The sequence below is a fragment of the Nocardiopsis sp. Huas11 genome, assembly GCF_003634495.1.
Lineage (GTDB): Bacteria > Actinomycetota > Actinomycetes > Streptosporangiales > Streptosporangiaceae > Nocardiopsis.
Genome location: NZ_RBKY01000001.1, coordinates 2,830,281 through 2,856,923, shown reverse-complemented (window position 1 = coordinate 2,856,923; position 26,643 = coordinate 2,830,281). Strand labels below are relative to the sequence as shown.

At 71.5% G+C, this 26,643-nt stretch carries 17 protein-coding genes; 7 read left to right on the top strand and 10 right to left on the bottom strand.

What is annotated here, in order from left to right; all coding sequences use genetic code 11:
* Window positions 1–38: 38 nt before the first annotated feature.
* Window positions 39–2,036, top strand: a complete 1,998-nt coding sequence (locus DFP74_RS12835) for a cation:proton antiporter (RefSeq protein ID WP_233570949.1) — start codon at window positions 39–41, stop codon at window positions 2,034–2,036.
* 15 nt (window positions 2,037–2,051) lie between these two features.
* Here DFP74_RS12835 and DFP74_RS12830 read toward each other — a convergent pair whose 3' ends face one another.
* From DFP74_RS12830 to putP, 5 genes are all read right to left on the bottom strand, one after another.
* Entirely contained in the window at window positions 2,052–2,891 is an 840-nt protein-coding gene (locus DFP74_RS12830; RefSeq protein WP_121188215.1) for an alpha/beta fold hydrolase, read from the bottom strand.
* A 169-nt stretch (window positions 2,892–3,060) separates the two neighbouring features.
* The gene (locus tag DFP74_RS12825) at window positions 3,061–4,434 is read right to left on the bottom strand and encodes an acyltransferase (RefSeq protein WP_121181914.1); all 1,374 of its coding nucleotides are present in this window, start codon (window positions 4,432–4,434) and stop codon (window positions 3,061–3,063) included.
* A 262-nt stretch (window positions 4,435–4,696) separates the two neighbouring features.
* Window positions 4,697–5,536 (bottom strand): ammonia-dependent NAD(+) synthetase, encoded by an 840-nt coding sequence (gene nadE, locus DFP74_RS12820; RefSeq protein WP_121181913.1) that lies wholly within the window; start codon window positions 5,534–5,536, stop codon window positions 4,697–4,699.
* 59 nt (window positions 5,537–5,595) lie between these two features.
* Entirely contained in the window at window positions 5,596–6,180 is a 585-nt protein-coding gene (locus tag DFP74_RS12815; protein WP_121181912.1) for a putative glycolipid-binding domain-containing protein, read from the bottom strand.
* A 135-nt stretch (window positions 6,181–6,315) separates the two neighbouring features.
* Window positions 6,316–7,890, bottom strand: a complete 1,575-nt coding sequence (gene putP / locus DFP74_RS12810; RefSeq protein ID WP_121181911.1) for a sodium/proline symporter PutP — start codon at window positions 7,888–7,890, stop codon at window positions 6,316–6,318.
* A 1,015-nt stretch (window positions 7,891–8,905) separates the two neighbouring features.
* Here putP and fxsT (DFP74_RS12800) point away from each other — a divergent pair.
* On the top strand, window positions 8,906–11,431 hold the full coding sequence (gene fxsT, locus DFP74_RS12800; RefSeq protein ID WP_233570948.1) for an FxSxx-COOH system tetratricopeptide repeat protein: 2,526 nt from the start codon (window positions 8,906–8,908) through the stop codon (window positions 11,429–11,431).
* A 4-nt stretch (window positions 11,432–11,435) separates the two neighbouring features.
* Here fxsT (DFP74_RS12800) and DFP74_RS12795 read toward each other — a convergent pair whose 3' ends face one another.
* Complete coding sequence (locus tag DFP74_RS12795; RefSeq protein ID WP_121181908.1) at window positions 11,436–11,648, bottom strand: DUF397 domain-containing protein; 213 nt, start codon at window positions 11,646–11,648, stop codon at window positions 11,436–11,438.
* A gap of 494 nt (window positions 11,649–12,142) precedes the next feature.
* Here DFP74_RS12795 and DFP74_RS12790 point away from each other — a divergent pair, with 494 nt between their 5' ends.
* Together DFP74_RS12790 and fxsT (DFP74_RS12785) are read left to right on the top strand one after the other, a co-directional pair.
* The gene (locus tag DFP74_RS12790; protein ID WP_233570947.1) at window positions 12,143–14,122 is read left to right on the top strand and encodes a serine protease; all 1,980 of its coding nucleotides are present in this window, start codon (window positions 12,143–12,145) and stop codon (window positions 14,120–14,122) included.
* A 242-nt stretch (window positions 14,123–14,364) separates the two neighbouring features.
* Window positions 14,365–18,180, top strand: a complete 3,816-nt coding sequence (gene fxsT / locus DFP74_RS12785; protein WP_121181906.1) for an FxSxx-COOH system tetratricopeptide repeat protein — start codon at window positions 14,365–14,367, stop codon at window positions 18,178–18,180.
* Between the two features lie 71 nt (window positions 18,181–18,251).
* On the opposite strand, the gene DFP74_RS12780 is transcribed toward fxsT (DFP74_RS12785), so the two are convergent.
* On the bottom strand, window positions 18,252–18,467 hold the full coding sequence (locus DFP74_RS12780) for a DUF397 domain-containing protein (RefSeq protein WP_121181905.1): 216 nt from the start codon (window positions 18,465–18,467) through the stop codon (window positions 18,252–18,254).
* Window positions 18,468–18,612: 145 nt separating this feature from the next.
* Between DFP74_RS12780 and DFP74_RS12775 the strand changes: the two genes are divergently transcribed.
* Together DFP74_RS12775 and DFP74_RS12770 are read left to right on the top strand one after the other, a co-directional pair.
* The gene (locus DFP74_RS12775; RefSeq protein WP_121188214.1) at window positions 18,613–18,933 is read left to right on the top strand and encodes a CU044_2847 family protein; all 321 of its coding nucleotides are present in this window, start codon (window positions 18,613–18,615) and stop codon (window positions 18,931–18,933) included.
* A gap of 55 nt (window positions 18,934–18,988) precedes the next feature.
* Window positions 18,989–20,437, top strand: a complete 1,449-nt coding sequence (locus DFP74_RS12770; protein ID WP_121181904.1) for an NAD(P)/FAD-dependent oxidoreductase — start codon at window positions 18,989–18,991, stop codon at window positions 20,435–20,437.
* Between the two features lie 7 nt (window positions 20,438–20,444).
* On the opposite strand, the gene DFP74_RS12765 is transcribed toward DFP74_RS12770, so the two are convergent.
* A complete protein-coding gene (locus DFP74_RS12765; protein WP_121181903.1) occupies window positions 20,445–20,984 on the bottom strand; it encodes a TetR/AcrR family transcriptional regulator in 540 nt (179 codons plus the stop codon).
* 62 nt (window positions 20,985–21,046) lie between these two features.
* Here DFP74_RS12765 and DFP74_RS12760 point away from each other — a divergent pair, with 62 nt between their 5' ends.
* Window positions 21,047–21,466, top strand: coding sequence for an SRPBCC family protein (locus tag DFP74_RS12760; protein WP_158612997.1), 420 nt, complete (start codon window positions 21,047–21,049; stop codon window positions 21,464–21,466).
* A gap of 173 nt (window positions 21,467–21,639) precedes the next feature.
* On the opposite strand, the gene DFP74_RS12755 is transcribed toward DFP74_RS12760, so the two are convergent.
* Together DFP74_RS12755 and DFP74_RS12750 are read right to left on the bottom strand one after the other, a co-directional pair.
* A complete protein-coding gene (locus DFP74_RS12755) occupies window positions 21,640–22,722 on the bottom strand; it encodes a ribonucleotide-diphosphate reductase subunit beta (RefSeq protein ID WP_121181901.1) in 1,083 nt (360 codons plus the stop codon).
* Window positions 22,723–22,870: 148 nt separating this feature from the next.
* Window positions 22,871–26,506, bottom strand: a complete 3,636-nt coding sequence (locus tag DFP74_RS12750; RefSeq protein WP_121181900.1) for a ribonucleoside-diphosphate reductase subunit alpha — start codon at window positions 26,504–26,506, stop codon at window positions 22,871–22,873.
* Window positions 26,507–26,643 lie beyond the last annotated feature (137 nt).

Genomic DNA, 26,643 nt, shown 5'->3' with positions numbered 1-26,643 from the left:
TGGCGGGAACCCCACACCTTCACGGGAGGCCCACAGTGATGCTCGCGGCGGGCGAGACGCCCGAATTCCTCGGCCCGATCGTGGCACTGCTGGTGTCGGCGGGCCTGATCGGCGCGCTCTTCGTCAGGATCAGGGTCGTCCCGATCGTGGGCTTCCTCCTGGCCGGGGTCCTCCTCGGCCCCCACCAGCTCGGGCTGATCGCCGATGAGGAGTCCGTGCGCAGCGCGGCCGACATCGGCGTGATGCTGCTCCTGTTCACCATCGGCGCGGAGTTCTCCGTCGAACGGCTGTCCAGGATCAAGCGCTTCGTGCTGGGCGGCGGCACCGTCCAGGTGGTGCTGACCACGAGCGTCGTGGCCGGGCTCTTCGTCCTCTTCGGCCAGGACTGGCGGATCGGTGTCTTCACCGGCTTCCTCGTCGCCCTGTCCTCCACCGCGATCGTGCTCAAGGTGGTCGCGGCCAAGGGCCTCACCCAGCAACCGGTCGGCCAGGCCGCGGTGGGCACGCTGATCTTCCAGGACCTCGCCATCATCGTGATGGTGCTCCTGATCCCGCTCCTGGGCGGGGACAGCGACGGAGGAGCGCTGGGGATCGCGCGGGCCCTCGGGACCGCCGCCCTGGTGCTGACCGCCGTCCTGTTCGTGGCGCGCAAGGTCATGCCGCCGCTGCTGGAGCGGGTCGCCCGGCTCTGCTCGCCGGAGATCTTCCTGCTGACCATCGTGGCCATCGCGCTCGGCGTGGCCTACGTGACCTCGCTCGCCGGGATCAGCGAGGCCCTGGGGGCCTTCCTCGCGGGCATGGTGCTGAGCGAGTCCCGGCACAGCGCCCACGCGCTCAGCGAGATCATGCCGCTGCAGATGATCTTCAGCGCGGTGTTCTTCGTCTCCATCGGCATGCTGCTGGACGTCGCCGTCCTGGCGCGGCTGTGGTGGATGGTCCTCATCGCGGCCGGCGCCGTCGTGGTGATCAAGGCGGTGACGGCCTACACCGCGGTCGCCGTCCTGGGGGTCGGAGCGCCCACCGCGGTGGGCGCCGCCTTCCTCCTCGCGCAGATCGGCGAGTTCTCGTTCGTCCTGCAACAGGTCGGGGCGGGCTACGGGCTGACCCCCGCCGGCCTGGGCGCCGAGGGCGACCAGCTGCTGGTCGCGGTGACCGTGCTCCTGATGGCGGCCACGCCAGCGCTCGGCGCGCTCGGCGGCGCCCTCGCCCGGCGCCTGCCCGAAGGCGCGGCGCCCGCCCCGTCCGGCGACGAAGAGGGCCCGGCCCACGCCGACACCCGCGACCGCGTCCTGCTGTCGGGGTGGGGGCCGGTCGCCCGGAACCTGAGCCACTACCTGAGCGTCAACGGCGTCCCGGTCACCGTGACCACGCTCAGCCCCGACCTCGCCGCCGAGGCGGAGGCGCTCGGACACACGGTCGTGCGCGGTGAGGCGATCAAGGCCGGCGTGCTGCACGAGGTCGACATGGAGCGGGTCAAGCTCATCGTCATCGCGGAGAACTCCGCGGAGGAGGCCACCCACATCGCGCACGTCCTGCACGCCGTCGCCCCCGGGGTCCCGATCGTGGTCCGCTCGACCGACGCCCCGGACGTCCCGGGGCTGTACGAGGCCGACGTGCGCCGGGTGGTGGACACCCATCGCGCCGTGACGGAGCCGCTGGGGCGGACCGTCCTGGACCTGCTCAAGATCGACCACGTGGACATGGGCCGTCCCAACCCGACCGCCGTCGACCACTTCCGGATCGATCCCGACACCGCCTGCGCGCACGCCGGGACGATCCAGCCGGTGCTGCCCAAGAGCGCCGGGTGCACCGAGTGCCTGCGCCAGGGACGGACCGACTGGATCCACCTGCGCCTGTGCACCAGCTGCGGGTTCGTCGGCTGCTGCGACGACTCGCCGGGGCGGCACGCCGGCCTGCACGCCGACCGGTTCGGCCACCCGATCGTCCGCTCGGTGGAGCCCGGGGAGACCTGGGCGTGGTGCTACCTGGACTCGGTCATGCTCGCCTCGGCCGACACCCCGGCCGACCGGCGCTGACCGCCACGGGGCCCCTCAGTGCCCAGAGCCCCGTCGCGGGCTCGCGAGCGCGTCAAAGGCACGATCGGCGGCGCGGCAGGTCCAGCGGATCTGCGCGGCGACGGAGCCCGGGTCGTCGGCCATCGGGATGTGGCCGCAGCCGATCAGCGACACCATCCGCGCGTGCGGCACCCTCAGGTGCGCGGCGACCGCGCTGGACGGCAGCAGCGTGCGGTCGCGGTCGCCCCAGGCGATCGTGACCGGGCACGCGATCGGCCGGGCCTGGAAGAAGTACGCGGCGACCCTGGGGACCAACCGCAGGAAGGGCGATCCGGGTTCCAGGCCCCGCACCGCGAAACGCGTCGCCCTGGCCTCGGGCGAGGCGGGGTTCCCGCGCAGGACGGCCCGGGCCAGGGCCCGGGCGGGAGCCGTGTCGGCCAGGCGTTCCTTGTAGCGCAGGGGCACGTGGCCGGCCAGGCGGGCCCCGCCGCCGGCGACGCGCATCCCGAGGCGGGCCAGCGGGTCGGAGAACCCGATCGGTGAGAACACCGTCACCGACCCGGCGACGCCGCGCACCCCCAGTTCGAGTGCGATGGCCCCGCCGAGGGAGTTGCCCGCCACGTGCGGCCGTTCGAATCCGTGCAGGGCACAGAACTCCTGGACGGCCGTGGTCAGGGAGTGGACGTCGTAGGACTCACCGGCGGGCGGAGCCGGGCTGGACCCGAAACCCGGCAGGTCCACGCAGACGACCTCGTACTCGCGGAGCAGGTCCGCCGACACCGCGCGCCAGCACTGGCGCCGGTCACCGAGGCCGTGCAGCAAGATCAGGGGGCGCCCGGCGCCCCGGCGCTCACAACTGATGAGTGTCGGATCCATGAACATCGGTCTACCTCCCGGCGACACCCGTTTCCAAGCCCGAACACCCCCGGTACGGGCAAGGACTTCACCGGCTCGGGCGTGACCTGTGGGAACGGGGGCGCGGCCAAGTGCGGCCGCGGGCCGACGGGACCGGCCGACCCGACCCGCTCGACGGGGGCAGGACCGCTCAGCGGAAGAGGTCGACCGCCACGCGCGGCACGGTCGCCACGGACGTGGCCCGAGGGCGCGGTGCGCGGGTCAGGGCCAGGCCGGACACGACCGCCAGGAGGCCGAGCAGGGGCACCAGGCCCACGCCCAGGCCGGACACCGTCAGGACCAGCAGGCCGCCGCCCACCAGCGCCGCGGCGGCGAGCACGCGCACCGTCCCGGGGGCTCCGGACAGCACGGCCGGGGGCTCCTCCAGCCGGACCGCGCAGCGGGCCAGCGGTACGGAGAGCGCCAGCAGGGCCACCGTCCCCAGCGCGCCCCACAGCACCCACGCCCCGGTCATCGGCTCCGGGGTGTTCATCCCCAGGCCGAACACCAGCACACCGGCGATCACGCTCAGCGGCACCATGTGCCACAGGTACACGGTCATCAGCTGCGGGCACACCCGGTCCAGCAGGCGGGCGGGGCCGGGGCGGGCCGCCCAGGCGTTGATCCGGTCCCGCAGCAGGACCGCGACACCGACCTGCGCGGTGCCCAGGGCGGCGAGCACCAGGGTCGGCGGGGAGACGTTGGAGGACTCCAGGGCGAACACGCCGGTCATGTTCGGCGAGTAGGGGCCGACGATGGCCAGGGTCAGCGCCGCCGCCACACCGCCGACCGCCATCAGCACGGCGTGCGGGCGGCGGATCGCGCCGTGGCCGTAGGCGAAGCCGAGCTGGTGCACGCCCAGCCACACGAAGGCGATGTTGGCGAAGCCGAACGCCTCCACGCCGGTGCCGAAGCGGAGCACGTCCACGACGGCCGCCCCCGTGAAGAGGGCCGCCGTGACCCGCCAGCCGAACCGCTCCTGGGCGGCCGACAGCAGGGGCGTGCACACGACCACGAGCACGTACACGGCCAGGAACCACAGCACCATGCCGGCCGCGCCCGAGCCGGCCGCCATCGCCGTCTCCGGGACGCCGCCGAGCACCATGGCGTGGCTGGTGACGATCCACAGGACCGCGAGCGGCACGACGGGCCAGGCCAGCCGCCGCAGGCGCCGGGCGATCCACGTGGAGGCCGCCGTGCCCCGTCCGGAGGCGGAACGCCAGCTGATGAGGTTGGCGGCCCCGCCGACGAAGAAGATGAGCGGCATGACCTGCACGCCCCACGTCAGCAGGAAGCCGCCGTCATGGGACAGGACGCTGCCGACCGTGAGGCCGTCCGCGTCGCCGACCAGGGTCGGCAGCCACCAGTGCTGCGCCACGACCAGCCCCATGACCAGGAGCCGGATGACGTCCAGGAAACGGTCCCGCCCGGCGCCGCGGCGCCCCTGCGCGGGGATCCGGAGCAACTGGGCGGTGGGGGGTGGCTGCTGCGCGCCCTCGGGTGCCGACTCGGCGGTCACGGTCATCGCTCGCTCCTTGGTCTTCCCGGCCGCGTGGGCCCACGTGGGCACAGGCGGCCCGCATGGGCCGTATCGACCGGGATCAGGGGGTCGTGACGCGCGGACGAACCGAGTAACGCGCCGTACTACGACCCTAGGTGCGCGCACATGGATCGCGCGATGGATGCAGCGCCACTTCCGCCGCGGTGGGCCACCCACCCCACAGCGGTAGTGTCTGCACCACCCCCCGGTCCGGGAGCCCCCGGAGGAGGACCGCCATCGCACCAGGTCAGGCGAGGTCCGGGGCGGTGGGGACCGCGCGCTTGTGCGCGGTGGCGCGGTAGCGGGCGACCAGGGTGGTCTCGACGTCCTCGGAGACCGGTCGGCCCTCCAGGAAGTCGTCGATCCGATCGTAGGTCAGACCGAGCGCCTCCTCGTCGGGCTTTTGCGGGTCCAGCGTCTCCAGGTCGGCCGTGGGCACCTTCTCGACCAGGTCCTTCGGGGCGCCGAGTTCGGCGGCGAGGGCGCGCACCCGGCGCTTGGTCAGGCCGGTGAGCGGCACGATGTCCACGCCGCCGTCGCCGTACTTGGTGAAGAAGCCGGTGACGGCCTCGGCCGCGTGGTCGGTGCCGACCACCAGTCCGCCCAGGCCCCCGGCGACCGCGTACTGGGCGATCATGCGCTGGCGGGCCTTGACGTTGCCGATGACGAAGTCCTCGGCGGCGGGGCTCTCGTAGGCCATGCCGGCCGTGGTGAGGGAGGCCGCCATGGCGTCGGTGGCGGGCTTGACGTCCACGGTGAGGCAGCGGTCCGGCGCCGTGAACTCGACGGAGCGCGTGGCGTCCTCCTCGTCCTTCTGCACGCCGTAGGGCAGGCGCATGGCCACGTACTCCGCGGTGTGCCCGGCCTCGACGGCGCGGTCCACGGCCAGGCGGCACAGGCGGCCGGCGGTCAGGGAGTCGACGCCGCCGCTGATGCCCAGGACCAGGGCCGCGGCGCCCGTCGTGGTCAGCCGCTCGGCGAGGAAGGCGACGCGGCGCTCGATCTCCGCGCGCGCGTCGAAGTCGGCGGCGACCTCCAGGTCGCGGATGATCTCGCGGCGGGCCGGGCTCAGGTTGGTCTCGGTCACTGCGTCCCCCGTGGGTGTGGTGCGTGTGCCCGCCGATTATCGCGCGCGGGACGGACGGCTCACTCCTCGGGGCGCAGTCGGCGGGCGAAGCGCTCGTAGTCCACCACGACCCCGTCGCCGTCGACGGTCAGGTGGTACTCGCCGTGGTGGGGGTCGCGGTAGGTGTACTGCTCCAGACCGTCCTCGGGCGCGTGGCGGGTGTAGCGCTGCCTGACGCGGCGGATCCGCAGTGAGGGGATGTCGATCCAGGCGACGGCGATGTCCCGGTACTCGCCGGGTCTGAGTCCCAGGCGGCGGATGGGCAGGGTGTTGGTGAGCGGAGTGGCGGCGACGTCGGCGTCGAGGCAGCCGACGAGCTCGGGGACGGGCCGGCCCGCGGCGTCGGTCCAGTGGCCGTCCCGCGCGGTGAGGTCGACGGAGGTCAGCCCCTTGCGGGAGACGACCTCCACCCGTACCTCGCGCGTCGTCCAGGCCAGGTCGGTGCGGACCGTGAAGCGGGTGAAGAAGCGCTCCTCGCCCTCGACCACGGTCTCGCCCCCCTCCAGGCGGAAGCCGCCGGGCTCGGGGATGAGGGCACCGAGTCCGAGCCCTTCGGGCACGTCGGTGCGAGTCCATGCGGCGGGGTGTTTCGTCAGTGACGACATGTCACCGTTCTACCGCTCCACCGCGCACGTGCGCCAGAGAGGGCTCCGGGCCCGCACCGCGGTGGCGGTACGGGCCCGGCAGGCCTGCGGTCGAGGCGTTGCGGCCGTGTGGGAACGGCCGGCGCCGGAAGGGCGTCAGCCCGCGGCGACCCCGTCGGGCGAGGAGCCGGACCGGGCCTCGCGCACCTCGGCCTGGACGCGGTCGAAGTCGCTCTCCATCGCCCCGGTCACGCGGCCGAAGCCGTTGAAGACCACGATCGCCAGGAAGCTCAGGATCACGGCGGGGACCATGGCGTAGAGGCCGGTTCCGATGTAGGCCGCGTCCAGGATGTCCCACAGGATCGCGGTGCCGCCGCCGACGACCATGCCGGCGATGGCGCCGATCGAGGTCATCCGCTTCCAGAACACCGCCAGGATGAGGACGGGGCCGAACCCGGCGCCGAACCCGGCCCAGGCGTAGCCGACCAGGTCCATGACGGACTGGTTGCCCCAGAGGGCGATGGCGCCGGCGGCGATCGCGACCGCCAGCACGGTGCCGCGGCTGATCCACAGCAGGGTGCGCGGGTCGGCGTCGCGGTCCACGAAGGCCTTGTACCCGTCCTCGGTGAGCGAGGAGGCGGCGACCAGCAGCTGGGAGTCGGCGGTGCTCATCACGGCGGCGAGGATGGCGGCGAGCAGGATGCCGGCCACGAGCGGGTGGGTGAGCGCCTCGATCAGCTGCGGGAAGGCCTGCTCGGGGTTGGCCAGCGGGGTGTCGAAGTAGGCGATGCCGATGAAGCCGACCAGCACGGCCAGGGCCATGGCGGTGACGGCCCAGGTGACGCTGACCACGCCGGCCACGCGGATGTCCTTGACCGAGCGGATGCCCATGAAGCGGGCGAGGATGTGGGGCTGGCCGAAGTAGCCGAGGCCCCAGGCCAGGCCGGACACGATGACGACCCAGCCGAGGGTCTCGGTGTTGACCCAGGCTTCGCCTTCGAGGGCCACGCCGCCGACGACGGAGAGCAGGCCGTCGCTCTTCTCGCCGACGCTGGCGGACACGCCGCCGAAGCCGCCCAGGGCGACGACCGCCATGACCGGGACGACCAGCAGGGCCAGCCACATCATGGCGGCCTGGATGACGTCGGTGTAGGAGACCGCGAGGAAGCCGCCGAGCACGGTGTAGAGCACCACGATGCTCAGGCCGATGGCGATCGCGGGCGCCGGGTCCAGGCCGAAGACCTGGTCGAAGAGGGCGGCCATGGCGACGAGGCCGGAGGCGACGTAGAAGAAGTAGAAGACGATGATCAGGACGGCCGAGATGCCGCGCAGGAGGCGGGTCCGGTCGTTGAACCGGTTCTCCAGGAAGGAGGACAGGGTCAGCGAGTCGGAGTCGCCGCCGGCCCGGGAGTCGGTGACGCGCTCGGTGTAGACGCGCAGGCGGGGGGCGAGCAGGATCCAGCTGCCGGCGAAGCCCGTGGCCAGGCCGACCGCGATCCAGGCCTCACCGAGGCCGGACACGTAGATGGCACCGGGCAGGCCGAGCAGCAGCCAGCCGCTGAAGTCCGAGGCGTTGGCGCTCAGACCGGCGACCCACGGGTTGAGCTGGCGACCACCGAGGACGAAGTCCGACTGCGAGACGGTTCGCCTGTAGACCCACAGTCCGATGGCCACCATCACGGCGAGATACACGCCGAAGGTGGCGATCGAGCCGAGAACGGAGTCGTTCACGATGCCTTCTCCCTTCCTTGAGCGCGCGGCCGAGACCCTGACGCGCTGGTATGTGGATGTAAGTGGCGATCATGTCCGGTTGTCATCACGGTCACAATGCCCTGTTGGTGGAACAACACCGCTTCGAGACCCCGCTGAGTCTTTGACCAGGCACGATTGTCCGCCCGGCCACGGCCGGGACGCCCCGTTTGTCCGATCGGACAAACGATACCCGGGATGACCACGTCATCCCACCTATTGGTCCGCGCCGGCCCGCGCAGCCGGTTCCGGCCGGGCACCGACGGGGATCCGGTCGGCCGCGGGGGACGACCCCGCCGGGCCCGCTCCGGGTCGGCGCGACGGTCCCGCTCCGGGGCGGCGCGACGGTCCCGCTCCGGGGCGGCGCGACGGTCCCGCTCCGGGGCGGCGCGACGGTCGGCCGCCGACGGACCGCGCACAGGTCCGTTCGGGTCCGGGTCGGAGCGTGCCCGGAGGGTCCGTGGGGCGACGCGCACAAGGACGCGGTCCCGGAAGCTGGGCAGCGGCGCCCGCGCGGGCTACCGTTACGGCATGGACGCTCAGCCCGCCCCCGCCCGTTCCCGCACGATCGGCCCCTCGGGGATATGCCCCCGTGGCGAGCACGACTGGCAGCCGTCGTCACCGGGATCGGCCCGTCACATGTGCACCAAATGCAACTCCATGATGATGCGCAACTATGAGCCGGACGTTCCAGAGAAAGCCGGCCGTTAAAAACGGACCTCCCGCCACAAAGGCCACACGAACAACACAGGCCGCGTCGCACACCACGACTCCGGTATCGCCCCGATGCCGCTCACCCGTGCCGCCGCACCGTTCTCCAGTCGATATCCACCGCCGGTGGACGCCTATCGACAGCGCGTTTTCCAGCACTTAGCCTTTGAATAGGGCGGAACGCGCCCAAGGCGAGGCGTCTCCGCCACCGGCTCCGTCCACCGGTCACGGGACCTCGGCCACCCTCACGCACCCCCGGGTCGACACGCGGGACTGGATGGACGACATGACCACACACCGAGCATCCGTGCACGCCCCCGTACTGGGCGGAGTCCCCCGCCTCGACTCCGGCTTCACCGGACGAGAGACCCTCCTCGAACAGATCCACGAGGGCCTGAGCTCCCATGCCGGGGCGCGGTTCCTCGTGGACGGGGGCAGCGGGGTGGGCAAGAGCCAACTCGCCGCCGCCTACGTGCACCGCTACGCCCGTCACTACGACCTCGTCTGGTGGGTCACGGCCGTCTCGGACGTGGAGGCGCACCGCTCCTTCCTGCGCCTGGCCGAGCACATCGGCCTCCCGGTCTCCTTCGAGCACGTGCCCCGCACCGTCCAGACGGTGCGGCGGGCCCTCGCGGACGACCCCGGCATCGGCCGGTGGCTCCTGGTCTTCGACGACGCCTCGGACGTCGAGGCGCTGGCCGCCGACTACTTCCCCCTCGGCGGCCAGGGGCGCGTCCTGATCACCACGCGGTCGCCCCGCCGGATCCCGCGTGGCCTGGTCGGCGGCCGGGTGGTCCCCCGGCTGGACACCGCTGAGAGCCTGTCGCTGCTGCGCGGCGTGTGCCCGGACCGGCTGGAGCCCTCCAGCGCGGGAGAACGGCTGGCCGAGCACCTCGAACACCTCCCCCTTGCCCTCGCCCAGGTCGGCGCCTTCCTGCGGGACTCGCCCCTGACCACCGAGGAGTTCCTCGACCGCTTCACCGAGCGGCACGCCGACCTCGTCAGCCGCATGGGCGCCGAGGACGACCACACGGCCCCGCTCGCCGCCGCCTGGAGCATCCAGGCCGAGGAGCTGCGCCGCGAGCGGCCCGGGAGCACCGGCCGGATCGGGCGCATGGCCCTGGAACTCGTGCAGATCAGCGCGTTCCTGGCGCCGGGCCCGATCCCGCGCGCCCTGTTCTCCCGCGCCGAGGGGCTGGGCGGGGACCCCGACCAGCGGTGCCTGCTGGGTGAGGACCACCGCCTCGGCGAGGTCCTGGCCTACCTGGGCGAACACCACCTCGTGCGCTACGACGAGGAAGCGGGCACGTTCCAGCTGCACGAGCTCTTCCAGACGGTGACCCGCAACGCCCTGCCCCTGGCCGAGCGGCTGCGGTACTGGGAGCTGGCCCAGCTGATCCTCACCCGAAGCGACCCGGGCGACCCCGCCGACCCCGCCCACCGGGACGCGTACCTCGCGCTGTACGCGCACGTGAAGTCGACCAAGGCCTGGTCCAGCCGTGACCCGCGGGTCCGCGACCTCGTGCTCAACGTGGTCGACTTCCTCACCGAGGCGGGCAGCTACGACGACGCCGTCAAACTCGTCGACCAGTCGGTCAACGCCTGGCGCGACGACGAGGGCCGTGTCCTGCACGCGCGGCTGCGGCGCAACCGGATCCGGCGGATCCACGGCGAGTACGAGACCGCGCTGGCCGAGGCCCGGGAACTCCACGAACGGCAGGCGCGGTCCTCCCCGGACGGCGAGGAGCCGCTGGAGGCCCACCGCGCCGTCGCCCTCGCACTGAGCGGGCTCGCCCGGTTCGACGAGGCCGAGCGGATCTTCCAGCACATCCTGGACCGCAGGCGGACGCTGCACACCGAGTCGGACCCGCAGACCCTGGACGCCGCGCACGACTACGGCAGGGTCCTGCAGGAGCAGGGCCGCTTCTCCGCCTCGCTCGCGGTCGACGAGCGCAACGCCGAGCTCCGTGCCCGCCTCCTGGGCGAGGACAGCGTGCCCACGCTGCGCACCGAGCTCTCGCTGGGGCTCAACCTCGTCTTCCTCGGTCGCCTGGAGGAGGCCAGGGACCGGATCGACGCGTGCATGCGCCGCTTCGCCGCCATCGCGGCGGACGACGGACCGCACGCCCTGCACGGCCTGCTGTTCCTGTCGGTGATCCACCGCAGGCTCGGAGAGTACGAGGCGGCGCTGGAGCACTCCTCCCGCGCCCTCGACCTCTACGGGCGCAGGCACCCGCCGACGGTGCGGCAGATGCTGTACTGCCGGGTCGTGCACATGGTGACCCTCTGCTACGCGGGAGAACAGGACCAGGCGCTGCGGGAGGCGGAGCAGCTGCCGCGACCGCTCAACGAGCGGTATCCGAAGGAGCACCCGTTCCTGGCCACGAGCCGGGTCAGCGCCGCGATCGTGCTCCGCGCCTCGCGGCGCTACTCCGAGGCGCTCCAGCTCGACCGGGACGGTCTGGAGCACCTGCGGGGCGTCTACGGGCAGGGGGCTCTGAGCACCCTGCCCGCCGCGCTCAACCTGGCGACCGACCTGTACGCGCTCGACCGCGTCGAGGAGGCCCGTGAGCTGGACGCGTCGGTCGAGCGGATCTGCCGGGACCGCCTGCCGGACGGACACCCGACCATGCTCACGGCACGCCGGAACCATCTGGTGAGCCGGCGTGCCGCGGGTGCGGACGTGGAACGGGAGTGGGAACGGCTGTGTGAGGACTACACCGCCCGGTTCGGCCCCGGCCACCCGTCGGTGGCCTCCCTCTCCTCCTTCGTCCGGGAGAACTGCGACACGCTGTCGCTGGTGGCCCTCTGAAGGGTCAGAGGGAGCCCTTCGACACAGTGAGGAACGTGGTCCACTCGAAGTTGTCGAATCGCAGCCGCGCCGCCTCGGGATTCTGGGAGTCCCGGAACCAGGATTCCCCGTTGGTCAGGTTGAGCACTTCACAACACGCGCCCGTTTCGTATGAGTAATGCGATTTACGCCACTGGCCGAAGAATGCCGACGATTCTCCTGCGCGCGTTTCACTCATCTTGCTCGTCCTGACCGTGATCGGTAGTGGATATCCCTTGTGTTTCCCACGCGCGCAGAAGGGAGCAGACCAGGACAGGTGTACGGAAAGCGCTGTTCAGGAGACCCCTCCACGCGGGAGGGCGCGGGTGAACACGCGCTCCGGCGGGAAATCACAGTGAACGCTAGCGCAGGGAGGAGCCCCACGCGAGAGCCGACCGGAGCGCCGGAATGGCGTTATCCAGATCGTTATCCACGCCGCTGGAAACGGCCTCTGCGGCGGCTCTACCGGGATGGGCTCGTCGTGCTTCACCGGAGTCAGACATGGGTCCTTTGACATATCGCAACCACGGTCCGGCCGGCGGCATCCCACCACCACGCCCACCGACGCACCGCCCACGAGCGCACCGGACCTCCCGGCGGGCACCGCTCCGAGCCCACGGCCCCACCGTGGGTTCGCGTTCTCCCGGCAGGGAACCCTTGTGGGCATATGGAGACGAGAGGGGCCATTCACCAGTGTCCACCCCCCGACCCCCTTCCGGGCTGCAGCCGAACGAGCCCCCCTGGCAGCTGCGCATGCTCGGCTACGCGGACGCCGTCGTCGGCGGCGCCGTCCTGCTGTCCCCCCATCTGCTGGTGACCTGCGCGCACGTCGTCAACGCGGCCCTGGACCGCCACGGAGACACCGAGGCGCATCCGGGCCCCCAGGCCACGGTGCGCCTGCGCTCGTTCGACGACCGGTTGTGGCAGGCGCGGGTCCTGCCGGAGCTGTGGGCGGCCGGTCCCGGCAGCCGCGACCTGGCCATGCTGCACCTGACGGGTCCCGGCCTGCCCGACACGGGCTTCCCCGTCCTCCGGGAGTGCGCCGACCTGGCGGACGAGCAGAGGCTCTACACGACCGGCTATCCGACCGGCATGCGGTCCCTGCGCGCCTCCCTGGTCTACCTCGGCCCGGGCGGCCCCACACAGGTCACGCACCAGGCCGAGACCCCGGCCGACCGGTCGGCCCAGATCACCGGCGGATTCAGCGGCTGCGCCGTGCGCACCGGGACCGGCGAACTCGTCGGGATCATGCAGAAGAACCACTACTACGCGTGGGACGACCCCGACCAGCCCTCGGGCATCGCGTTCCTGCTGCCGGTCGAGGAACTCGTCGGCCCGCGGGACGGTGACGAGACCGTGTCCGCGCAGCGCCTGACGGACGAGTCGCTCTGCGGGCGGGCGGCCTACGACCGGCTGCACGACCTCCTCGACTCGGTGGCCGTGGACGAGGTCCCGCCCGAGACGGTCCTGCGGCCCGACGAACTGCACCACGTCCGGCGGCACGGCTCCGGTGCCACGGCCTGGCGTGTGCTCACCGCCCTGTGGGACCTGGTTCCGCCCGCCGGGGAGCCGCCGCCGCGGGTCGCCTGGGTCCATCACGTGTATCGGGAGCTCAAGGGCCGGCGGCCGCTGCCCCCGCTGGTCTGGCCGTGGATCAGGGAGGAGGCCCTGTCCCTGGGCCGTGGCTGGGAGGCCGCACTCAAGGAGAACCGGCAGCAGCGGTTGGCGAACCACCGCGGACCCGCCGCGCACGTCGACGCCGCCCCCGCCGAGGACAGGCCCGAGACGGTGGTGCGGTTCGACCTGGAACCGTTGACCGGCGGCTACAAGCTGTCCTACGGCATCGCCCATCTGCACGGACGGACGTACCGGCTGCTCCCCCATGACACCAGGGTGGTCGACGAGGCCGACATCTGCGACGTGGTCGGGGACCTCATGGGCGAGTTCGCCATGCAGCGGCTGATCATTCCGGACGAGGAGTCGCTCCGGCTGCGCTTCTGGCTGCCGAAGCACCTCCTGCACCTGCGCCTGGGCCAGGCCGCGCCGCATCGCGACCTGATGAAGCACCCGCCCAGGCTCGGGACGACGTACGAGATCGTCTACCACGTGTGGGAAAGGGTCCAGAACCCGGGCTACCTGGGCACTCCTCCGCAGAGGTGGCAGCGGCGCTCCGAGCAGCAGCTGGCCCACCCGTGGCTGGACGACAGCAACGTCCTGCCCACCTGGAAGCGCGAGGTCGGCGAGATCGTCCACGTGCTCGGCAACAAGAACATGACCGTGTGCGCCGTCGACTCCGACCACGACGAAGTCCTCCACGTCTACGACGCCGCCATCCACCAGGGCATCCCGACCCTGATCCGCGGCCCCCGACAGGCGGTGCACCACCTCGTCGACGAACTGCTGGAACGCGAGCCGGGCTCGCGTGTGCGGGTCCCGAGCCTGCCCCGGTTCCTGCGCGACCGCGCCCAGGAGAACGCCGAGAGCAGGGAGATCGCCCTTATCCAGGATGATTTCGACGACCATCTCTGGAACCGCTTCCTCCGGGACGGCGGCCCCGGCAGGGACGACCCGGAGGGCGATCCAGGAGACGGCTTGGTAGACGACCCGGGAGACGGCCCGGGGGAGGGCCCTTCATTCCCACAGGACGACTCCGGTCCCATCAACACAACGTGACCAGAACGGTGAATATATCCCGCTTTCGCACCTTTTCGCTGCTGACAGCGGTGGCCGAAGCGGATTTACGGCACGAATCGACACGACGGCGCGGCAACACACTCATCGCTTCGCAGACGAGCTCGGAGAGGACCGAACGCATGTGACAGAATCGATGGGGACAGCGCCCGGAGGAGTTCGACGGGGAACGACGGAATGCGCAGTTACCTCGTTGGGTCCATAATGTGGACATAACTGACATAATGGATGATTTGTCGAACAGGTACCAGAGCATACTCCATGACCTGGTGGGCGGCCCGTCCCACCTGGTCGTCCTCGTCGACTCATCCCCGCTCATGGAGCTGCACCGCCACGCCGTGACCGAGCTGGTCGAGGCCGCCGAAGCGGCGGGGTCCACCGTCATCCGATTCGGCCCCGGGCACCGCTCGCACGGCGCGCCCGCGCGCGCCTCCTCCTGGCCCGGTCCGGACGGACTCCCGCACACCGCCACTGCCGCCGTCATCGTCACCGACGCCCAGGACCGGGGCTGGCGCCAGCCGAGGCCGCGCGCCTGGGCGGCCGCGCTCGCCACCCGACTGCCCACCGCGGTCCTGCACCTCCTCGACCGCTCCGTCTGGTCGCGCGGCGCGCTGCCGCCCCAGCCGATGCGCATGACCGGGGCTCCCCCCACCTCGTCCGCCGCATGGTCGGCGGCCGACCTGCCGGACGACGCCGAGGACACCCGTCTGCCCCCGGACCTGGCCGTCCTGCCGGTCCTGGAGTTCGGCCCGACCGCCCTCGCCGCGTGGATCGCCGTGGTGAACGGCACCGCGACCCGCTGGGAGGCGGACGCGTGCGTGCTCCCGCCCGACGGCGCCCGGCCGCCCGACCCCGTTCTCCTCGATCCCGACCCCGTCTCGCGCTTCCTCTCCCAGGCCTCCCGCGGCGCCCGGGAGCTCGCGGTGCGGCTGGCCCAGACGCCCGTCAACCTCACCGTCGCCGAACTGCTCCAGCGCACGATCCCCCGTGCCTCGCACAACCCGCGGACCACCATCACGGAGATCGCGGAGGTCTTCAGCGGCGACCTGATGGACCCGACTCTGCCCCTGGGCGACCTCCACGACCCCGCCGCGCCGGCTCTGGACTTCCTCCCCGGTGTGCGCAGGGAGCTGCTGGGCCGGTTCGGCGACCTCAGCGTCATGCGGTCGGTCTGCTACTCGCTCGGCATCGAGTTCAAGGACCACGCGCAGATCTACCGGTGGCTGTCCAAGCTCGAAACGGGCGCCCCGAGGGTGGACTCGGTCGAGGGCGAGGAGGGCCTGGCCCGGGCCATGATCCCCGCGCTCGCCGAGATGCCCGGCGAGTACCGCCGCTTCGCCGAGCGCCTGCGCACGGCCCTCGGGGAGACGCCCCAGCCCGGCGACCTCCCCGCCGCGGATCCCGACCGGACTCCGTCGCCCATACCCCCCCGAGAGGAACCGAGCCCGACCGTGACCGACACCGAGACCTCCGCGACGGAACCCAGCCGCTCGGAGCCCATCCTCCGGCGGCGCTCCCAGGACAGGCGCCCCAGGCCGAGGTCGCTCGCCAAGCTCCGCGGAGTCCCCCCGCACAACCTGAACTTCACCGGCCGGTCGGCGATCCTCGGCCGGATCCACGACCTCCTCGCGGAGTCCGCGGGCCGGGTGTACCTGCTGGCGGGCGGCGGCGGCATCGGCAAGACACAGATCGCCACCGAGTACGCCCACCGGTTCCGGGACGACTACGACCTCATCTGGTGGATTCCGGCCACCACCCTCTCCGACATCCAGCAGTCGTACCTGCGACTGGCCCGCTATCTGGGGATCGGCGAGGACACCGGCAACCTGGAGAAGACCGCCCAGAGCGTCCGTGAGGTGCTGGAGACCGACCCCGACGTGGGGCACTGGCTCCTGGTCCTGGACGACGTGGGGGACCTGGACCAGTTGAACGGGGCCGAGCTGCCCACCAACGGTCCCGGCGACATCATCATCACCTCTCGCGACCAGAGCTGGATCCCCAGCGGCCGCAGCGAGGGTTCGGTCGTGCCCAGCCTGACCCCCGAGGAGAGCATCGCGCTGCTCCGCAAGGTCTGCCCGCAGGGGTTGGAGGAGGACGAGCACGCCCTGCGCATCGCGGAGCGGCTGGAGCACCTCCCCCTCGCCCTGGCGCAGGTCGGCGCCTACCTGCGCGACTCGCTGATGAGCGTCGACGACTTCCTCGACCTGCTCCAGAACAAGTTCGACGACCTCGTCACGCACGTCGAGCCGGACGACACCTACCCCCGGCCCCTGGCCGCGGCGTGGAACATGCAGCTCGACGACCTTCGCCGGGGAGCCGGGTCGGACCGGCCGCTCAAGCGCATGGTCCGCGAGTTCGTCCAGCTGTGCTCGTTCTTCGCCCCGCTGCCGCTGTCGCGCACGCTCTTCCACCGCGCGCGGGGTCTGAGCACCAACCCCGACCTGGCCAGGATCCTCGGGAACGAGATGGAGCTGTCGCGGGTCCTGCGCTACGTCAGCCGGCACAGCCTCGCCGAACTCAACCGCACCAACCACACGTTCCAGCTGCACGTCACCTTCCAGTCCGTCGTGCAGGGCACTCTCGACGACGAGGCGCGGGTGCGGTACCGCGACCTCGCGCACCGCCTGCTGGCGCAGAGCGACCCGCTCGGCCCGGAGCTCCCGCTGAACTGGCCGGAGTACCAGTTGCTGTTCACGCACGTGCGGACCTCGGAGGCCTGGCGCAGCCACGACCCGCAGGTACGCGGCCTGGTGAGCAACGTGATCACCTTCCTGCTGGAGACCGGCAACGAGACGGAGGCGCTGGAGCTGGCGGACCGCGCCATCGAGGCGTGGTACGACGACACCGCCCAGCGGTTCCAAATCCAGCTGTTCCGCGTCAGGGTGCTGCAACTGCGCGGCGACAACGAGATCGCCCTCTCCGAGGCCGAGCGGATGTTCGCGGAGCAGACGGAGCTGGAGGGGCCGGAGAGCGAGGAGTCCCTGGACGCCAACCGCGCCCGGGCCATCTCGCTCACCAACCTCGGCCACTACGGCCAGGCCCTGGCCATGTTCGAGGAGATCCACCGGATCAGGGTCGCGCTGTTCGCCGAGGACGACGAGAACACGCTCGTCGCCGCGCACGACATCGCGGCCTGCCTGCGCCGCCTGGGCCGTTTCCAGGACGCCCTGGACCTGGACCGGCACACCCTGGAGCAGCGCAAGTACCTGTTCGGACCCAACGGGATCCCGACCCTGCGCACCCGGCTGTCGATCGGCCTCAGTCTCATGGCGCTGAGCCATCTGGAGGAGGCCCGGGAGATCCTGGAGGACTGCGAGCGGCGCTTCGAGGCCGCCGACGCGGACGCGAGCGTCCACACCACGGACATCCCCGTCTTCCTGTCGGTGGTCAACCGCAGGCTCGGCAACCACAAGCTGGCCGCGGAACTGTCCGGGCAGGCACGCAGGGCCACGCTGGCCGGCTACCGGCCGCGCTCGCGACCCGTCCTGCACATCGACAGCATCCACATGGTGAACCTGGCCTTCACCCGGCAGGTGACCCTGGCCGTGGAGCTGGCCGAGGAGGTCCTGGCGCACATGGACGCCGTGTACCCGAGCCGCCACCTCTTCCCCTGGGCCTCGCGGGCCAACGCGGCCATCGTGTTCCGGGTGGCGGGCGAGTACGAGCGGGCCCATGACCTCGACCGCACGGCCCTGACGGAGATCCGGCGGCTGTTCCCGGACGCGCGGATCACCCTCGCCGCTCTGGAGGTCAACCTGGGCAACGACCTGTTCGCGCTCGGGCGGCTCCAGGAGGCCCGCGCCCAGGACGCGGCCAGTGTGGACCTGTGCCGGGAGGCCCTGGGCGACCACCACATCTTCCTGAGCACCGCGCAGCGCAACCTGCTCATCAGCCGCCGGGCCCTGGGCGAGGACGTGGAGGCCGAGTGGCGGGAGCTCCGCGACCTGTACGCCGCACGGTTCGGCCCCGACCACCACTTCGTGACCACGATGGCGGAGTTCGTCCGGCTGGACACCGACGTCATCTCGATGCGGGACTGAGCCGGGGGTGCCGGATCGGCGTGCCGGGCTCCGGCGGGAGTGCGGAGGGAGCACGGCGTGCGCCGGCGCCCTCAGGACAGGGACGAGAGCAGCGACAGCCACTCCCGGGAGCGGAAGCGCAGGACGGCGTCGTCCGGATGCACGGAGTCGCGCAGGAGGACCTCACGCGGCCGTCTCAGGGATGCCTCGCAGCACTCACTTCTGTTCGGCGACCTCGACGACTTGCGCCATGCGGTGCCGTCCCGTCCGTCCCGCCAGGTGGTGCGTGCGCTGTTTCGCCCGGTCATGACTGGTTCTTCCCACCATTTCCTCCGCTCGGACGGCAGCGGAATCTGCTATTTTCCGGACATCCCCCATGATTTTACTTTCCGCGCTGCTCAACAGGAATACCAATACCCCCTTCAATGAATGCGTGAGGTCCACGTGAACAGAGTGATCGACTTCGTCACCGACGACGGCACCGTGGTCAGCATCGAGTCCACCCCCGTTCGCAAGGAGGGCGCCTCCAACGTCGCGCGCGACGACGAGAGGATTCTCGGCGGCCGACAGCTCGACTCGGTGCTGCTCCGTATCCGAAAAGTCGCCGACGCCGTGTCGACACAGCTGAAGGACCTCTCCTCTTCTCCCATGGCACCGGCCGAGACCGAGGTCGAATTCGGCCTCAGCGTCAGTGCCGACGCCGATGCCGTGATCGTCAAGGGAAAGGGCGAGGCCACGTTCAAGGTGAAGATGACCTGGTCGAACCGGGAGTGATCCGAGGCCCGTGAGACGCTGGTGATCCAGGCGGCACAGCGGCGGAGGGACCCCCATGGCGGACGTCGACGCGGTGGTGGTCGGCAGCGGACCCAACGGGCTCTCCGCCGCGGTCACCCTCGCCCGCGCGGGGCTGGCCGTCGAACTCCACGAACGGCACGACACCATCGGCGGAGGGCTGCGCACCGAGGCCCTGTTCGACTCCGACGTCGTCCACGACCTCTGCGCGGCCGTGCACCCGATGGCCGAGGCGTCCCGGTTCTTCCGCGAGTTCGACCTCGCGGCCCGGGGCGTGGAACTGCTGCGGCCCGCCGCCTCCTACGCCCACCCGCTGCCCGGCGGCGGAGCGGCCGTGGCGTGGCGAGACCTGGAGGACACCTGCGCCGGACTGGGCGTGGACGGGGACCGGTGGCGCCGTCTCATGGGCCCGCTCGTCGCGCGCAGCCGCGGTGTGGTCGACCTGGTCATGTCCGGCCAGCGCTCGGTGCCCGCCGATCCGGCGGCGGCGCTGCTGTTGGCCCGCGGCGTCCTCACGCACGGGTTCGGTCGGGGCCCCCTCACCACCGAGCGGGCCAGAGCCCTGCTCGCGGGGGTGGCCGCGCACGTGGTCGGCCCCCTGCCCTCGCTTCCCGGCGCCGCCGTGGCCGCCCTGCTCGGCCACCTGGCCCACACCGGCACCGGATGGCCGCTGCCCCGGGGCGGCAGCTCCGCGGTCGCCGACGCCCTGGCCGCCGACTTCACCGCGCACGGCGGCGTCATCCGCACCGGGCACCCCGTCGAGGACCTGCGCGACCTCCCGCGTGCCCGCTCGGTGCTGCTGGACGTGGCGCCCAAGGGCTTCCTGCGCCTGGCGCGCGGCCGGCTCCCCCCGGCCTACCGACGGGCCCTGGCCCGCTTCCGCTACGCCCCCGGGGCGGCCAAGGCGGACTTCCTCGTCAGCGAACCCATCCCCTGGGCCGCTCCGGAGGTGGCCGCCGCCGGCACCGTCCACCTGGGCGGCAGCGCGGCGGCGATCGCCGCCGCGGAGACCGCCACCGCCCGGGGACGGCGGGTCGCCGCACCCTTCGTCCTGCTGGTCGATCCGGCCGTGGCCGATCCCGGCCGCGCCCGGAACGGCCGCCGTCCGGTGTGGGCCTACGCGCACGTGCCCAACGGCGACACCCGCGACCCCGTGGACCTGGTCCGGCGCCGGATCGAGGCCTACGCCCCCGGTTTCTCCGACACCGTTGTCGCCGCGCGGGGCGTCTCCGCCGCGCGGATGGAGGAGTACAACCCGAACTACGTGGGCGGCGACATCTCCGCCGGAGCCATGTCCCTGCGGCAGGCGGTCCTGCGCCCCGCGCCACGCTGGGATCCGTACCGCACGCCCCTGCCGGGGGTCTACCTGTGCTCGGCCTCCACGCCGCCCGGCCCCGGGGTGCACGGGATGGCGGGGTACCTGGCGGCCCTGTCCGCGCTGCGCCGCGACCACGGGCTGCGCACCGCGCCCGACCTCTCCCCGTGACTCCCGCTCAGCCGACGCCCATCTCGGCCAGCGCCTGGTCGACGAAGGTGTCCGGCGCGGCGTCGATCGCGCCGATCCGTACCAGCGCGGCGATGCCCAGATAGCTGCCGTATCCGGCGACCACCCGCGACCGCGCCTCCTCCTCGGGCTGCCCGAGCAGGCGCAGGGCGTCCTGCATGACCGCCATCCGCCGGTCGGTCACCCGCCGGGCGACCTCCGCCACGGCCGGGTCGTCGGCCCCGCTGATCAGCCAGAACGAGATCGCGGCGTCCGTGGGCTCGCCGAGCGCGAGTTCCAGGAGGGTGCGCATGCGCCGTGCGGGGTCGGCGATCTCCGCCAGCTCGGCGATGACCTCCTCGGTGTCGGACTCCCACAGCCGCAGCGCGGCGTCCACGAGGTCCCGGCGGGTACCGAAGTGCCAGTAGAAGCTTCCCTTGGACACGCCCAGGCGCGCGGCGACCGACTCCACCGCGACCGCGCGCAGCCCGCCTTCGGCCAGCGCTCCCAGCGCCGCGCGTGCCCAGTCCTTCGCCTGTAGTCGACCCATCCGGCCATGGTCCCATACGGTGGCGTATGGTTGTTCCATACGCAACCGTATGGAGGTTGGGCATGATCCTCAACGTGCACGAACGCACCGTGACCGGAACACCCGACGAGGTCTGGGAGGTCCTCGCGCTCCTCGGCGGCGAGGACGACCCCCTCTGGCCCGAGGAGAGCGGCACCTTCCGGATCGAGGGAGGCCTGCGGCCGGGGGCACGGGTCGTCCACGGGCCCATGCGCTACGTCGTCGGGGAGGTCGAGCCCGGGCGCCGGCTGATGTTCGACGCGCCCCGGGGCGGACAGCCGGGCTTCCACGGCTCGCACGGGTTCACGCTCACCCCGACCGGGGACGGCACGCTCGTCCGGCACGAGCTCAGGGCCGGGGGCGCGCTCTTCCGCCTCGCGTGGGCGCTCGTCGTCCGCCGCGAGCACGACACCACGCTGGAGGAGATCCTCGACCGCCTCCAGCGCCTGACCGCGACGGCCTGACCGGCCCCGATCGGGCGGGCGGCGCCCCTCAGGGCACGCATGCCGAGGGGCCCCGGCCGCACGCCCGGCCAGGGCCCCTGTGAGGAGGGAGGCGTCCGGTTCTCCCGGCGTACTCCCATGGCGGTCCCCCGTCCCCCGCCGCCGACGGGGGACGGGGACCGCGCTCGTTCGGGTCAGTCCCAGTCCAGGCCGCCGCCGGTCTGGTACTCGATGACCCGGGTCTCGAAGAAGTTCTTCTCCTTCTGGAGGTCCATCATCTCGCTCATCCACGGGAAGGGGTTCTCGGACTCCCCGAAGATCGGCGCCAGGCCGATCTGCTCCGCGCGCCGGTCGGTGATGAAGTGCATGTACTTCTCGCACAGTTCGGAGTTGAGCCCCAGCACGCCGCGCGGCATGGTCTCGCGACCGTAGGCCACCTCCAGCTCGCAGGCCTCGGTGAGCATGGTGCGGACCTCGTCCTGGAACTCGGCGCTCCACAGGTGCGGGTTCTCGATCTTGATCTGGTTGATCACGTCGATGCCGAAGTTCAGGTGGATCGACTCGTCGCGCAGGATGTACTGGTACTGCTCGGCGATGCCGATCATCTTGTTGCGCCGGCCCAGCGACAGGATCTGCGCGAAGCCCGTGTAGAACCACATGCCCTCGAAGATGACGTAGAAGGCCACGAGGTCGCGCAGGAACGCCTGGTCGGCCTCGGGGGTCCCCGTGCGGAACTCCGGGTTCTCCAGGTTCTGGGTGTACTTGAGCGCCCAGGCGTCCTTGGCGGTGATCGAGGGGACCTCGCGGTACATGTTGAAGAGCTCGCCCTCGTCCAGGCCGAGGCTCTCGCAGATGTACTGGAAGGTGTGGGTGTGCACCGCCTCCTCGAAGGCCTGGCGCAGCAGGTACTGGCGGCACTCGGGGTTGGTCAGCTGGCGGTAGACGGCCAGGACGATGTTGTTGGCCACCAGCGACTCCGCGGTCGCGAAGAACCCGAGGTTGCGCTTGAGCATGAGGCGCTCGTCCTCGGTCAGCCCGTCCTTGGACTTCCACAGGGCGATGTCGGCCTGCATGGCGACCTCGGTGGGCATCCAGTGGTTGTTGCAGCCCGCGAGGTACTTGTCCCACGCCCAGGTGTACTTGAGCGGGAGCAGCTGGTTGACGTCGGCGCGGGCGTTGATCATCGCCTTGTCGTCGACGTTGACGCGCTCGGCGTCGCGCTGGATCTCGCCGAGGCCGCTGGTGGCGCCGGCGCTGTTCTCGGACACGGTGGTCATGGTGGTGCTTCCGTTCACCGGCCGCGGGGCCGGACGTGTGGTGTCGGGTGAGAGGGGGCCGGCCGGACCGGGACCGCCGGCGACGTGCGCGGGCGGCCCCGCGGCCCGGGCCCGGGGTCCCCGGGACGGCGCCCGGGGACCGCCGCGACTACTGGCAGGCCTCGCACTCGGGGTCGTCGATGCCGCAGGCCTCGCCCGGGTTCTCGTCCACGATGGTGGCGGGAACCGGCGACGGCGCGGGCGACGAGGACGGCGCCGGGCCGGAGGAGACGGCGTTGAGGCGGCCGTCCGTGCCCTTGAGCGTGCTCTTCTCCACGTGCGTGGCGCTCTGCGAACGCAGGTAGTACGTGGTCTTGAGCCCGGACTTCCAGGCACGCCGGTACAGGGCGTCCAGCTTGCGGCCGCTCGGAGCCGCCATGTACAGGTTCAGCGACTGGGCCTGGTCGATCCACTTCTGGCGGCGCGAGCCCGCGTCCACCAGCCACTCGGGGTCGACCTCGAACGCGGTCGCGTAGAGCGCCTTGAGGTCGGCGGGCACGCGGTCGATGGCGCCCAGGCTGCCGTCGTGCATCTTCAGGTCGGAGACCATCTGGTCGTCCCACAGGCCGCGTTCCTTGAGGTCGCGCACCAGGTAGGGGTTGACGACCGTGAAGTCGCCGGACATGTTCGACTTCACGAACAGGTTCCGGTAGACGGGCTCGATCGACTGGCTGACGCCGGTGATGTTGGCGATGGTCGCGGTGGGCGCGATGGCCATGACGTTGGAGTTGCGCATGCCGGTCGAGCGGACGCGCTCACGCAGGGAGTCCCAGTCCAGGGTCTCGCCGCGGTCCATGTCCAACCGGCCGCCGCGCGACTCGGCCAGCAGGCGCAGCGAGTCGATCGGCAGAATGCCCCGGCTCCACAGCGATCCGTCGAAGGACTCGTAGGAGCCGCGCTCGGCGGCCAGCTCCGAGGAGGCCTCGATCGCGTAGTAGCTGATCAGCTCCATGCTCTCGTCGGCGAACGTGACGGCGCCGTCCGAGGCGAAGGGGGTGCGCAGCTTGAACAGCGCGTCCTGGAAGCCCATCAGGCCCAGGCCCACCGGGCGGTGGCGCATGTTCGCGCGGCGCGCCTCGGGGATGGTGTAGAAGTTCACGTCGATGACGTTGTCGAGCATGCGCACGGCGGTGCGCACGGTCCGGCGCAGCCGGTCGGCGTCCAGCCCCTGCGGGCCCACGTGCTGGGCGAGGTTGACCGAGCCCAGGTTGCAGACGGCGACCTCGTCGGCGCTGGTGTTCAGCGTGATCTCGGTGCACAGGTTCGAGGAGTGGACCACGCCCACGTGCTGCTGGGGCGAGCGCAGGTTGGAGGGGTCCTTGAAGGTGATCCACGGGTGGCCGGTCTCGAACAGCATGGTGAGCATGCGGCGCCACAGCTCGACGGCCGGCATGGTCTTGGCGACCTTGATCCGGCCCGCCGCGGCCTCGGCCTCGTAGCGGGTGTAGGCCTCGACGAACTCCGTGCCGTACTTGTCGTGCAGGTCGGGGACCTCGTCCGGGGAGAACAGGGTCCAGTCGCCGCCCTCCTCGACGCGCTGCATGAACAGGTCGGGGACCCAGTTCGCGGTGTTCATGTCGTGGGTGCGGCGGCGCTCGTCACCGGTGTTCTTGCGGAGGTCGAGGAACTCCTCGATGTCGATGTGCCAGGTCTCCAGGTAGGCGCAGACCGCACCCTTGCGCTTGCCGCCGTTGTGCGCCAGGCCAGCGGCGGTCATGTAGGTCTCATCGGTCTCGACCTTGAGGTCGAACACCGTGGGAACGACGTCGGTGCTCGCGACGTCCCTGACGCGGGTGAAGACCATCCCCTTGTGGTCGATCCAGTTCCGCTTCGTCAGCGGTCGGCAGCCGACCAGCTCGGCGATGCCCTCCACGGCCGGAACCCGGATATCGAACGCCTTGACCGGGCCGGAGAAGCCGATCTCGCTCCCGTCCGACCGGCGACCGGTGTGCGACTGCTCGCGCTCGCGGTACTGTCCGGCCGCCGGAACGCCCAGACGGAGCAGTTGGTAGCGAATACCCATCGCCAGCGGACGGGACGTCGTCGTGAAGTAGATCTCCACGCCCCGAGAGACACCGCCGTCGGTTTCCAGGAGACCGCGCAGGAGCGCCCTCGTCTGGGCGTGCGGCAGGTGGCTGAACCGGCGGGAGATCCGCTTGGCGTGGTCGGCGTCGTAGATGTCCTCGTAGGAGAACGGGAGCGTCGGCTCGCCGCCGCCGGTGATGCGTCCGGTTCCGCTGTCGCGCACCGCTCTGCGGCCGAAGGCCCAGTGGATCTGAAGGTAGGTGTCGCCCCGCCCGTTCTCCCAGTAGTGGATGCCGCGGCGCTCCAGGTACTCGCGCACGAATTCGAGGTGGACGTCGAGCTCGGGGTTGCCCGAGACACCCCACTGTGTCCCGTTCTTGGACAGGTGTCCGTCTCCCAGGAGGATGCCGTAGAGGCGGGCGTCCTCCTCGGTGAGGCCCTGCACCGGGACGATCTCCGTGGGAACGACCTGGGCGACGTAGTCACCGGCGGACAGCTGTCCGGCCTCGACCCACTCCGGCCGCACCTTGTCGTCGGCCAGCCACTTCAGGGTGCGGCTGTTCGACTGCCCGAGCGGGACGCCCTGGATCGCGTAGAAGGGGTGCCCGGAGGTGACCTTGAGCTTCTCGACGGAGTGCTTGATGTTCACCTCCACCATGGGGTCGACCTGGTCGTACATCATGACGTCGGTGACCTCGCGGTAGCTGCCGCTGTGCCCGAGGACCAGGTCTCCGACCCGGATCTCGGAGATGGGCTTGCAGCCGTCCGACGTGTACACGGGCGTGTCGGGAGCGAAGCACTGATTGACCGCCACCGCGGTGTCGTTGGCGATCTTCAGGAAGGGGACGACGCCCTGGCTCTTGCCGTTGGTGCCGCGGATGTGCGACCCGAGGCCGCGGACCGGGGTCCAGTCGTTGCCGAGCCCGCCCGAGTACTTCGACAGCATCGCGTTGTTGCTGATGCTGTGGAAGATGTCCTGGAGGTCGTCGCCGACGGTCGTGAGGAAGCACGACGACAGCTGGGCGCGCACCGTGCCCGCGTTGAACAGGGTGGGCGTGGAGGCCATGAAGTCGAACGAGGAGAGCAGCTCGTAGAACTCGATCGCGCGGGCCTCGCGGTCGTCCTCGTTGAGCGCCAGGCCCATCGCCACGCGCATGAAGAACACCTGCGGCAGCTCGTAGCGGACCTCGTCGCTGTGCAGGAAGTAGCGGTCGTAGAGGGTCTGGATGCCCAGGAAGGTGAACTGCTCGTCGCGCTCGGGGCGCAGTGCCTTGCCCAGGCGGTCCAGGTCGAACCGGGCCAGGGCCGGGTCGAGCTGCCCGAGGTCGATGCCGCGGCCGACGTAGGCGGCCAGGTAGGCGGGGTAGCGCTCGGCCATCTCGGACTGGCCGGCGGCGTCGGGGGCGCCGCTGATGAAGGTGAGGGCCTCGCGGCGGAGCTTGTCCAGCAGCAGGCGCGCGGCCACGTAGGAGTAGTCGGGGTCGACCTCCACGAAGCTGCGGGCGGCCATGACCAGCGCCAGCTCGACCTCGGCGTCGGAGATGCCGGGGAAGAAGCCGCGGCGGGCCTCCGTGAGGACCTTGTCCGCCGAAACACCCGACAGCCGCGCACAGGCTTCGATCACGACGTGCTCGATCCGGTCGATGGCGGCGGGGGGCGCGCCGTCGGTGGCCGTCTCGGGCCGGACGGATGCGGGCACGGCCTCGACGTCAAGGGTCATACAGCGGCTCCAACCTCGGTAGAAGAGTCCCGGCGGGGAGGGGACACGAGTCAGCAAGGCGCACGGCACACCGGCGGGACCGACGCACTGGATGCGCAAGGTCGACGGACCGGCGGGTCGGCGCGGCTCACCCTCGA